Genomic DNA, 11,294 nt, shown 5'->3' with positions numbered 1-11,294 from the left:
CACCGTGCCATTGCGGAGGCTGCGCGCAATCCTTTTCTTATTGGCACGCTGGAATACCTGCGCCAGTTCCTGCGCGGCGCCACCCGCGTCACGCGCGCCAATGAAGCGCGCAGAGCCGACTTCGCACGGCAGGTGCGCGACGAGCACGACAAGATTTTGCGCGCCATTGAAGCCGGCGACGCGGCCGCGGCACGCAAGGCGGCCGCGCGCCATATGAACAACGCCATCAAACGCATCGAGCAGGCTGACTCGGCATTCTGGCAGCAGGCGGGGGTGCAACTGGCGCGCCCACTCGTCTCGGGCCTGCCTCTGAAACGTTGAGGTCCTTGTCCATGAAACGCACGCCCACGTGTGAGATGCCGGGTAAACCCGGGTGTCGGGTGTGCTTCGGATTTGTACGATAACCCTATAAAATATGGATACGGGCACTGTGCCCTTAGACTGAATCTCAATTGAAAGTAGCCAACAAATGACATCAACCGCAGGTGTGATCGGACTGGGAGCCATGGGCAGTGGCATGGCGCGTTCATTGCGCCGCCATGGTTGCAATGTGCATGTTTTCGATGTTCGCGCCGAGGCTGGGCAAGCCTTTGCCGCCGAGGGCGGCGTGGCCTGCGCATCGCCCGCCGAACTGGCTGCGCGGTGCGATGTGATTGTGTCAGTGGTCGTCAATGCCGCGCAGACCGAGAGCGTGCTGTTTGGCGAGGGTGGCTGCGCCGCTGCGATGAAGCCGGGCAGCGTGTTTGTGATGTGCTCGACCGTCGACCCGAACTGGTCGATGGCGCTGGAGGCGCGGCTGGCCGCGCTGGGCATCCTCTACATCGACGCCCCGATTTCCGGGGGCGCGGCCAAGGCCAGCAGCGGCGAAATGACCATGATGACGTCCGGACGGCCCGAGGCCTACGCGGTGGTCGGCTCGCTGCTCGATGCGATGGCGGCCAAGGTCTACCGGCTGGGCGACCAGGCCGGCGCAGGCAGCAAGGTAAAAATCATCAACCAGCTGCTGGCCGGCGTGCACATTGCCGCTGCGGCCGAGGCGATGGCACTGGGCCTGCGCGAAGGCGTGGACCCGGCGGCCTTGTATGAGGTCATCACCCACAGTGCGGGCAACAGCTGGATGTTCGAGAACCGCATGGCCCATGTGCTGGCGGCCGACTACACGCCGCTGTCGGCCGTGGACATTTTTGTGAAGGACCTGGGGCTGGTGCTGGACATGGCCCGCGCCAGCAAGTTTCCGCTGCCGCTGTCCAGCACCGCGCACCAGATGTTCATGCAGGCGTCCACCGCAGGCTTTGCCCGCGAGGACGATAGCGCGGTCATCAAGATATTTCCCGGCATTGAGTTGCCCAAGAAGCCATGAAAAAACTATTGTTGGGCTGCATTGCCGACGACTTCACCGGCGCAACGGATCTGGCCAACAACCTGGTGCGCGCCGGCATGCGCGTGGTGCAGGCGATGGGTGTGCCCGACCAGCCGCAGGGCACCGATGCCGATGCCGTGGTGGTCGCCCTCAAGTCGCGCACCTTGCCTGTGGATGACGCGATTGCCCAGTCGCTGGACGCGCTGCGATGGCTGCAGGCGCAGGGCGCGCAGCAAATCTATTTCAAGTACTGCTCCACCTTTGACAGCACGGCACAAGGCAATATCGGCCCGGTGGCCGAGGCGCTGATGGAGGCGCTGGCGGATCTGACGGGGGCTGACTTCACCATCGCCACGCCCGCTTTCCCCGACAACCAGCGCACGGTCTTCAAGGGCCATCTGTTCGTCGGCGACGTATTGCTCAATGAAAGCGGCATGCAGAACCACCCGCTCACGCCCATGACGGACGCCAACCTGGTGCGCGTGCTGCAGGCGCAATGTCGCCGCAAGGTGGGCCTGATTGACTATAAAACGGTAGCCCAGGGCGAGGCCGCGATTCGCGCGCGCATCGACCAGCTGCGTGCCCAGGGCGTCGCTTTGGCCATCGTCGACGCTATCTCCAACGACGACTTGCTGCGGCTGGGCCCGGCGCTCAAGGGCATGCCGCTGGTGACGGCGGGCTCGGGCGTGGCGATTGGCCTGCCTGCCAATTTCGGCATTGCGCCGTCCAATATGGCCAGCGCATTGCCCGCCGCCACCGGCTTGCAGGCGGTGCTGTCGGGCAGCTGCTCGCTGGCGACGAACCGGCAGGTCGCGGCCTTCATCCAGGCGGGACGGCCGGCGCTGGCGATTGATGCCTTGCAGGTCGCTGCCGGGGTCGATGTGGCCCGGCAGGCGCTGGCCTGGGCTGAACCCCTGCTGGGCCAGGGGCCGGTGCTGATTTATTCGACAGCCGATTCGACTGCCGTCAAGTCGGTGCAGGGCCAGCTTGGCGTGGAGGAGGCCGGTGCGCTGGTCGAGCGTACCCTGGCCGCCATTGCACGCGGCCTGGTGACGCTGGGCGTGCGCCAGCTGGTGGTGGCGGGCGGGGAGACCTCGGGCGCCTGCGTGCAGGCCTTGAACATCACGCAAATGAAGATAGGCCCGCAAATCGATCCCGGTGTGCCCTGGTGCCATGCGCAAACCGATGCTGCGCCTGATGGCGGCCTGCACCTGACGCTGAAGTCTGGCAATTTTGGTGCCGACGATTTCTTCAGCAAAGCTTTTTCAATGCTGGCATGACCGAGACACAAGCCCGCGAAGAAATCTGCCGTGTCGGCCGCAGTCTGTTCGAGCGCGGCTACGTGCATGCCACGGCCGGCAACATCAGCGTACGGCTCGATGCCTCGGAAGGCGGCGGCTACCTGATCACACCCACCGATGCCTGCCTGGGCTTTCTCGATCCGGCCCGGCTGGCCCGGCTGGACGATCAAGTCCGGCAAATCAGCGGTGATCGTGCCAGTAAAACTATAGCGCTTCACGCCCATATCTACAGGGCTGCAAGCCAGTTTGATTCAAAAACCCGGTGTGTGATCCACACCCACAGCACGCACTGCGTGGCGCTGACATTGCAGCCTGGTCGTGAGGAACTGCTGCCCGCCGTGACGCCTTACTTTGTGATGAAGGTCGGCCATGTACCGGTGATGGCCTACCACCGCCCCGGCGCGCCCGAGACGGCGGAGCTTGTGGCGCAGGCTATTTCGCGCTATGGTGAAGCTGGCACGCCGATCCGTGCCGTCATGCTGGCGCGGCTGGGCCCCAACGTCTGGCACGACTCGCCTGCCGCTGCCATGGCCACACTCGAAGAGCTTGAAGAAACCGCCCGCCTGGTCAGTCTCAGCGCCTCTGTGCCCGAGCCCCTGACCGAAATCCAAATCAATGAACTGCGCCAAACCTTCGGCGCCCGCTGGTGAACCTTATGCCTCAATTTGCTGCCAATTTGTCCATGCTCTATCCCGAGCTTGATTTTCTTGATCGTTTTGAAGCTGCCGCCAAAGACGGCTTCAAGGCGGTAGAGTATCTGTTTCCCTACGCTTTTGAAGCCCGCGAAATCGCCGCCCGCCTCAAGGCCCATGGCCTTCAGCAGGTGCTGTTCAATGCACCGCCCGGCGACTGGGACGGTGGCGAGCGCGGCCTGGCCTGCCTGCCCGGACGCGAAGCCGAGTTTCGTGCCGGTATCGGCAAGGCACTCGACTACGCCGCCGCTCTGGACTGTCCGCGCATTCATGTCATGGCCGGACTACTGCCCTTGGGCGTCGAGCCCGAGACGCTGCACCCCACCTACGTCAGCCAGTTGCGCTGGGCCGCTCTGGAGGCATCCAGGCAGGGCGTTGATGTGTTGATCGAACCGATCAACACGCGCGACATCCCGCGTTTCTTCTTGAACCGCCAGGACCATGCGCACAAGGTCGTCGCAGACGTGGGCGCGTCCAACCTCAAAGTGCAGATGGACCTGTACCACTGCCAGATCGTTGAAGGCGACCTGGCGATGAAACTGCGCCACTACCTGCCAACCGGCAATGTCGGCCATATTCAGATTGCGGGCGTGCCGCAGCGGCACGAGCCCGATGTGGGCGAACTGAACTACCCTTATCTGTTCGCCGTACTTGACGAGTTGGGCTACGCGGGTTGGGTCGGTTGTGAGTACCGGCCCCGAGCCGGGATGCAGCCTGGCGGCACGTCAGCCGGGCTGGGCTGGCTCAGGCCTTATCTGTGACGCGTTTATTTTTGAGAGGAAATTGGTAATGAGGAATTCTGAATCTAGCCAAAAGATAGGCTTTATTGGCTTGGGAATGATGGGCCGGGGCATGGCAAAGCATGTGCTGGACAAGGGCCACTCGGTCGCGTTGCTGCTGCGCTCAAAGGAAAACGAGATGCACTGCGCTGATCTGCTGGCGCGTGGTGCACAGAGCCTGAAGACCGCCGCCGAGGTAGCGGCCACGGCCGATGTGATCATCATCTGCGTCACCGGCTCGCCGCAAGTTGAGGAAGTCGTGTTTTCCGAAAACGGCATCCTCCAGGGGCTGAAGCCGGGCTGCGTGGTGGTGGACTGCTCTACTTCCTTGCCCGACTCCACACTGCGTGTGGCTGAGGCCATTGCAGCAAAGAACGGCAAGTTCCTCGATGCCGCCATGACCGGTACGCCCAAGGATGCCGACGAAGGAACAGTCAACCTGCTGGTGGGAGGCGACAAGGAAGTGCTCGAAAACGTTCGTCCTGTTTTTGACTTGTTTGCGAAGAACATCTACTACTGCGGCGCGGTCAGCGCCGGGCACACCACCAAGCTGCTGCACCAGTTCGTCGTGCTGGGCAACGCCGCTATTCTGGCCGAAGCTTTTTCGTGTGCCAGCAAGACCGGAGTGAACCTTGATGTGTTGTGCGACGTGATCGCCTCCGGTGGGGCGAACAGCACCGCGTTCCAGCGGCTGCGCCCTTATGTGATCGAGGGCAACGATCAGCTGTTCCGTTTTTCGCTGGCTAACGCGCACAAGGACATGCATTATTACGCCCGGATGGCCGGAGAAGCCAAGGCTGTGTCTTTCATCGGCGATGCCGTCCACAATGCTTACACCGTAGCGGGCAATCTGGGTTTGAAAACGCAGTTCGTGCCTCATCTGCTGCGCAGCTTCAATATTCTTAATGGCGCGAAAGAAGCATAGGTTTGTTAAGTCGCCACTATTTTTTGCGACAGTGTCCTGCTTGAGTTGCTGTTTCAAATTTGGGGTTCACTTTAGCCGTCCCGGTCGGGCTCGCTCCATTGGGTGAAATAAGAATGCACGATGCCTCGCTTCGGGAATCCTCCGGTCAGCATGCGCCGCTGACCGCTACTCTTGAGCAGATAGAGAGCCGCGCAGAGCACCTCGAACAGGTCCACTGTGGGGTGTGAGCGGGAAACCCTGCCCCTTGCCCGCATGGCGGCCCGTCAGAAATTTCTGCGCCCGGGATTGCTTCACCAGGATGGCGGGCTCAAAGCCACAGGCCATCGCGCGGCATCTGGAGGGTGGTGGCCGGATTGTCCGTGACGACGAAAGAGCCGATCACGAGGCTCAGCAAGGCAATGAAGATGCTGGCAAAAAATGCCGTCCAGAAGCTGGACACCTTGAAACCCTTGACCAGCCAGGCCACCAGCAAGATCATCAGCGCATTGATCACCAGCAAAAACAAACCGAAGGTCAGCAGTGTCAGCGGCAAGGTGAGCACGATCAGGAGCGGCTTGATGATGGCGTTGGCAAAGCCGAGCAGCAGCGCAGAGATGATCAATGACGACGCATTGTCAAATTTCAGGCCATCGAATATATGACTGGCCACCCAGAGCGACAGCGCGGTGATGCCCCAGTGCACAAGAAAGGGCGTCAGGTTTTCCAGCATGTCAGGCGTTTTTTTCTGTGGGTTGGGTCGGGAATAAGGCGATGACTCGGTACGTTTTGGGACTGCCGGCTTTTGGCGCAGGGAGCGCCCGCCCGCAGCACCCGTTCAGTTCCATTACATTCCGCTGTAATTCGGCCCGCCACCGCCTTCAGGCGTGACCCAGACGATGTTCTGCGTCGGGTCCTTGATGTCGCAGGTCTTGCAGTGCACGCAGTTCTGCGCATTGATCTGCAGCCGGTCCGTGTTGTCGGGGTTCTTGACGAATTCATACACCCCGGCCGGGCAGTAGCGGCTCTCGGGGCCGGCATAAAGGGCCAGGTTGATGTTGACAGGCACGCTGGCGTCCTTGAGCGTCAGGTGCGCGGGCTGCTGCTCTTCGTGGTTGGTGTTGGACACAAACACCGAACTCAGGCGGTCAAAGGTGAGCTTGTTGTCGGGCTTGGGGTAGACGATGGGCTGGCACTCGGCTGCGGGTTTGAGCATCGCGTGGTCGGCCTGGGTGCGGTGAATTGTCCATGGCGGGCTCTTGACGCCGATGCGCGGCAGCAGCCAGTGTTCGATGCCGGTCATGAGCGAGCCCACGTACAGCCCTTTTTTGAACCAGGCCTTGAAGTTGCGCGACTGGTCCAGCTCCTGGGCCAGCCAGCTGCCGGCGTAGGCCTCGGGGTAGGCGCTCAGTTCATCGTGCTGGCGCCCAGCGGTCACTGCCGCATAGGCGGCGTCGGCGGCCAGCATGCCGGTCTTGATGGCTGCGTGGCTGCCCTTGATGCGCGCCGCGTTCAGGTAGCCGGCTTCGCAGCCAATCAGCGCGCCGCCCGGAAACACGGTTTTGGGCAGGCTCAGCGCGCCGCCTGCCGTGAGGGCGCGCGCGCCGTAGCTGATGCGCTTGCCGCCTTCCAGGTAGGCCTTGATGCTGGGGTGCGTTTTCCAGCGCTGCATTTCTTCAAACGGGCTCAGGTAGGGGTTGCTGTAGTCCAGCCCGGTCACAAAGCCCAGCGTGACCTTGTTGTCTTCAAGGTGGTACATGAAGCCGCCGCCATAGGTCTGGCTGTCCATGGGCCAACCGGCGGTGTGGACCACCAGGCCCGGCTTGTGCTTGGTGGGGTCGATTTCCCACAGTTCCTTGATGCCCAGCGCATAGGCCTGCGGGTCTTTACCTTCGTCGAGCTTGAAGCGGCTGATCAGCTGGCGGCCCAGGTGGCCGCGCGCGCCTTCGGCAAACACGGTGTATTTGCCGTGCAGTTCCATGCCGAGCTGGAAGTGGTCGGTCGGCTCGCCGTCTTTGCCAACGCCGAGATTGCCGGTGGCCACCCCCTTGACCGAGCCGTCTTCGTTGTACAGCACTTCGGCCGCTGCAAAGCCGGGAAATATTTCGACGCCCAGGGTCTCGGCCTGCTGTGCCAACCAGCGCGTGACGTTGCCCAGGCTGATGACGTAGTTGCCGTCGTTGTGAAAACAGTCGGGCACCAGAAAGGCCGGCGTTTTGACGGCGCCTGTTTCGGTCAGGAACAGCACCTCGTCACCCGTCACGGGCTGGTTCAGTGGCGCACCCAGCGCCTTCCAGTCGGGAATCAGTTCGGTCAGGGCCTTGGGGTCCATCACCGCGCCCGACAAAATATGCGCGCCGGGCTCGGAGCCTTTTTCAAGCACCACCACCGACACGTCTGTGCCTTTTTCGGCTGCCAGTTGCTTCAGGCGAATCGCGGCGGTCAGACCGCCGGGGCCTCCGCCGACCACGACCACGTCATATTCCATGGCTTCACGGGGGCCAAATTGGGCCAGAATTTCTTGGTTGTTCATTCGGAGGGCTCGCTGATAATGAATTTCAGGACTGTCAGGGCAATGCGCTGTCTCGCGTTTTATTTTATGTTGTGAATGCGGCGCGCTAATGGTCGCTGACTTTTAATCAGCAGGAGTGCTAAATGGCCGTCTGTATGAATTTTCCACGGCTTGTCGCGCTTGTGACCAAGCATGCCCGATTTGGCGCGCAGGCGGTGACGTGCTGATGGGCATCGTGGCCTCGATTAGGGCGCACCGCTGAGCCTTTGGCCGGGTCGCACCGGCACTTTTTTTACCCATGAATCAGGGCAACCGATGAAATTTGAACTTCCCGAAAAGAAAAAACTGGTCCATGAGATGCGCATTCCGATCCGCTGGGGCGACATGGATGCGATGGGCCATCTCAACAACGGCACTTATTTCCGTTACCTCGAAACCATTCGCATCGACTGGATGTACGCCATTGGCTGCAAGCCTGACCCGCTGGGCGAGGGCCCGGTGATCGTCAATGCCTTTTGCAACTTCTACAAGCAGCTGGAGTACCCGGGCGATGTGCTGATGAGGATGTATGTGAGCGACCCGGGCCGCACCACCTTTGAAAGCTGGGCCACCATGGAGCGCGCCGATGCGCCGGGGGTGATTTGTGCCGAGGGCGGCGCCACCACGATCTGGGTGGACTTTCCGGCGCAAAAGGCAAAAACGCTGCCCGACTGGATGCGGCAGCTCGTCAGTTGAGTGCATGATGGGCGGACCCGGAGGTTTTTCAAATGCCCATTACTGAAGTCATCCCCGCCGATCTGCGCCTCACCATTGACCCCGCTGCGCTGGGTTTTGCAGACACCTCCGAGCTGCTGACGCAAACGCTGCCCTGGATAGGCCAGCAGCGGGCCCAGATTGCAGCCCGTTTTGGGCTGGAGATGGGCCAGCGTGACTACAACCTGTTTGTGCTGGGCGAAGTCGGTAGCGGGCGGTCTACGTTGCTTCGCGACCTGGCCCAGACGCTGGCGGCCAGCCGGCCCGTGCCGCCGGACTGGTGTTACCTCCACAACTTTGACACCCCGGAACGGCCGCTCGCCCTGCGCCTGCCTGCCGGACAGGGGCGCGTGCTGCGCCAGCGCATGACGCAGCTGACCAAAACATTGCAGGCGGAAATCCCCAAACTTCTGAGGGGTCAGGATTTCAGGACCGAAAGCGAGCGTCTTGAAAAAGCCTACAAGGCCGAAGAGGCGCCGGCTTACGCAGAGCTTGATGCGTTTGCGGAAGCGCGCAGCTTTTCGCTGTTTCGTGAAGAGGGCCATCTGGTCTTTACCCTGCGGGACGCCAAAGGCAAGGCCCTGACCGAAACCGAGGCGCTGGCGCTACCCAAGGAGCGGCGCACCCAAATTGACGAGGCAGAGCAGGCGCTTCGTGCCGAGATTGCCCGATTTCTGGACAAGACCCGCGCCCTGGAGCGGGTCATGAACGAGGGGCTCGCGGCCTTGCGCCGCCAGGTGGTCAAGCCCATGGTGGCGCATGCGCTGCAGAAAATCCGCGAAGAACTCAAGCAACAAGCCGGTGATTTGGTCCGGCTGGGCTGCTACCTGGATGAGGTCCTGCACGATGTGCTGGAAAACGTGGAATTGTTCCAGGTGGGCGACACCGAAGAAGACCTGCGGCTCGAAGCGCTGGATTCGGTGCTGTCGCGTTACCGCATCAACCTGGTGGTGGACAACCATGGCCTGGCCGGTGCGCCCGTGCTGGTGGAGGACAACCCGCTGTTTCGCACCCTGTTTGGCAGCATCGAGCACCAGTCCGACGAGGATGTGCTGGTGACGGATTTTTCGTACATTCGCGCGGGCAGCCTGCTGCAGGCGAACGGCGGGTTTTTGATGCTGCATCTGCGCGACCTGCTGGCCGATGAACTGGTCTGGGAAAAGCTGCGCCGCTTTTTGCGCAGCGGCCGCCTGCAGATTGAAGAGCCGGGCACGATGTATTCGCCGATTGCCGCCGTGTCGCTGACGCCAGAGGCGGTGGATGTCGATGTCAAGATCATCCTGATTGCATCTGTGGAGGAGTACTACGCGGTGCAGGAGGGCGACCCGGAGTTTTCGCGGCGGTTTCGCTGCAAGGTGGACTTTGCCGAGAGCTTTTCAGCCACGGGCGAGACCTGGCGCGCGTCGGCCCTTTTTGTGGCGCACACCTGCCGCAAGATGGGATTTGCCCATTTTTCAGCCGCCGCCGTGGCGTGCCTGCTGGAGGACTCCCACCGCGAAGTCGACGACCAGGCGCGCCAGAGTGCGATCTTTGCGCACACCGAGGCCCTGGTGATGGAGAGTGCCTCGGTTTGCCGTACCCGTGGCGCCACGCGGGTGGATCTGGAGGACGTCGAGGCGGCCCTGCGTGCCCGCAAATACCGGCACGACTACCCGGAACAGCGCGAGCAGGAAACCATTGCCGACGGGGAACGGCTGCTGGTGTTGTCGGGCGACAAGGTCGGCCAGCTCAACGGCCTGACGGTGATTGACCTGGGCGACTACCGGTTCGGGTTTCCGGTCGGCGTCACGGCCCGCACCTATGCCGGCGATGAAGGCTTGCTCAACGTGGAGCGCGAGGTCAAGCTGTCCGGCCCCATCCATGACAAAGGGGTGCTCATCCTGCACAGCTACCTGTCCGCGCTGTTTTCCCATATCGCACCGCTGGCGCTCAATGCGGCTGTCGTTTTTGAACAGGAATACCACGGCGTCGAGGGTGATTCAGCGTCTTGCGCCGAGCTCTACGCGCTGCTGTCGTCGCTGTCCGGCATGGCGCTCAGGCAGGGCATCGCCGTCACGGCGGCGGTCAACCAGCATGGCGAAATGATGCCGGTCGGCGCCATCAACGAAAAAATAGAGGGCTATTTCCGAAGCTGCGAGATTGTCGGGCTGGACGGCCACCAGGGCGTATTGATTCCCCACCGCAACCGTCGCCATTTGATGCTGGACCGCAAGGTGGTGCAGGCGGTAAGCCAGGGCCGCTTTCATATTTACACCGCAGCGCGCGCCAGTGATGGCCTGGAGTTGCTGACAGGCAGGTCTTTTGGCGCGCTCGACGCTGCGGGTGTTTACCCCCCCGACAGCCTGCTGGGCCAGGCGCAGAAAACCCTGCAGGACTACCGGCGTGCCTGCCAGTTGTCGGGCCCCCATAAGCCCGGGCGCAAACCCGGACAGCCGCGCTGAAGAAGTTTTTTGCAGCTTACTTCTGTTTGGGAACGCGACCCATCAGGTAGAACTCGTGGTTGGGCTGCATGCCGCTGAAGCTGGCCATGCGGTTGGACAGTCCAAAAAAGGCCGTGATGGCCGCAATGTCCCACGCGTCCTCATCGTTGAAGCCGTGGGCGTGCAGCGCTGCAAAGTCGGCATCCTCGACCTGGTCGGACTGCAGACAGACCTTCATTGCAAAGTCGAGCATGGCACGCTGGCGCGGGCTGATGTCGGCCTTGCGGTAGTTCACCGCCACCTGGTCGGCCACCATCGGTTTCTTTTCATGAATGCGCAAAATCGCGCCATGCGCCACCACGCAGTACAGGCAGTGGTTGGCGGCGCTGGTGGTGGTCGCGATCATTTCGCGCTCGCCCTTGGTCAGGGAGCCGGTCGGGTTGCCGCTTTCCTCTTTCAGCATGAGGGCGTCGTGGTAGGCAAAGAAGGCGCGCCATTCGGCAGGGCGCCTTGCCAGGGCCAGAAAGACGTTGGGCACAAAGCCGGCTTTTTCCTGCACCTCCAGTATTTTGGCCT

11 protein-coding genes are annotated in these 11,294 nt (G+C 62.0%); 8 read left to right on the top strand and 3 right to left on the bottom strand.

The features are described 5' to 3' along the window. The 6 genes from Q8K05_RS13900 to Q8K05_RS13875 form a co-directional block, all read left to right on the top strand. On the top strand, nucleotides 1-321 hold a 321-nt coding region (locus tag Q8K05_RS13900), incomplete at its 5' end, for an FCD domain-containing protein (RefSeq protein ID WP_305247224.1). 148 nt (nucleotides 322-469) lie between these two features. Further along, a complete protein-coding gene (gene ltnD / locus Q8K05_RS13895) occupies nucleotides 470-1,360 on the top strand; it encodes an L-threonate dehydrogenase (RefSeq protein WP_305247222.1) in 891 nt (296 codons plus the stop codon). Then, entirely contained in the window at nucleotides 1,357-2,640 is a 1,284-nt protein-coding gene (gene otnK / locus Q8K05_RS13890) for a 3-oxo-tetronate kinase (protein ID WP_305247221.1), read from the top strand. The genes ltnD and otnK overlap by 4 nt, the downstream gene beginning before the upstream one ends. Then, nucleotides 2,637-3,311, top strand: coding sequence for an aldolase (locus tag Q8K05_RS13885; RefSeq protein ID WP_305247220.1), 675 nt, complete (start codon nucleotides 2,637-2,639; stop codon nucleotides 3,309-3,311). The genes otnK and Q8K05_RS13885 overlap by 4 nt, the downstream gene beginning before the upstream one ends. A gap of 5 nt (nucleotides 3,312-3,316) precedes the next feature. Then, a complete protein-coding gene (gene otnI, locus Q8K05_RS13880) occupies nucleotides 3,317-4,114 on the top strand; it encodes a 2-oxo-tetronate isomerase (RefSeq protein WP_305247218.1) in 798 nt (265 codons plus the stop codon). 28 nt (nucleotides 4,115-4,142) lie between these two features. Next, a complete protein-coding gene (locus Q8K05_RS13875; protein WP_305247225.1) occupies nucleotides 4,143-5,057 on the top strand; it encodes an NAD(P)-dependent oxidoreductase in 915 nt (304 codons plus the stop codon). A gap of 307 nt (nucleotides 5,058-5,364) precedes the next feature. Here the strand turns inward: Q8K05_RS13875 and Q8K05_RS13865 are convergent, their stop codons facing one another. Beyond that, nucleotides 5,365-5,766 (bottom strand): phage holin family protein, encoded by a 402-nt coding sequence (locus Q8K05_RS13865; protein ID WP_305247216.1) that lies wholly within the window; start codon nucleotides 5,764-5,766, stop codon nucleotides 5,365-5,367. A 114-nt stretch (nucleotides 5,767-5,880) separates the two neighbouring features. Next, nucleotides 5,881-7,566: an electron transfer flavoprotein-ubiquinone oxidoreductase gene (locus Q8K05_RS13860; protein WP_305247215.1), complete on the bottom strand. Its 1,686-nt coding sequence runs from the start codon at nucleotides 7,564-7,566 to the stop codon at nucleotides 5,881-5,883. A gap of 294 nt (nucleotides 7,567-7,860) precedes the next feature. Here Q8K05_RS13860 and Q8K05_RS13855 point away from each other — a divergent pair, with 294 nt between their 5' ends. Beyond that, a complete protein-coding gene (locus Q8K05_RS13855) occupies nucleotides 7,861-8,280 on the top strand; it encodes a thioesterase family protein (protein ID WP_305247214.1) in 420 nt (139 codons plus the stop codon). 32 nt (nucleotides 8,281-8,312) lie between these two features. Then, nucleotides 8,313-10,739 (top strand): Lon protease family protein, encoded by a 2,427-nt coding sequence (locus Q8K05_RS13850; protein ID WP_305247213.1) that lies wholly within the window; start codon nucleotides 8,313-8,315, stop codon nucleotides 10,737-10,739. Between the two features lie 16 nt (nucleotides 10,740-10,755). On the opposite strand, the gene Q8K05_RS13845 is transcribed toward Q8K05_RS13850, so the two are convergent. Continuing rightward, nucleotides 10,756-11,294 (bottom strand): peroxidase-related enzyme (locus tag Q8K05_RS13845; protein WP_305247212.1); only part of this gene is annotated, 539 nt, incomplete at its 5' end.

This window comes from Polaromonas sp. (assembly GCF_030682935.1).
In the GTDB taxonomy this organism is placed as follows: Bacteria; Pseudomonadota; Gammaproteobacteria; order Burkholderiales; family Burkholderiaceae_C; genus Polaromonas.
Note: the sequence above shows the minus strand (reverse complement) of the source record. Positions and strands in the feature narration are given on the sequence as shown.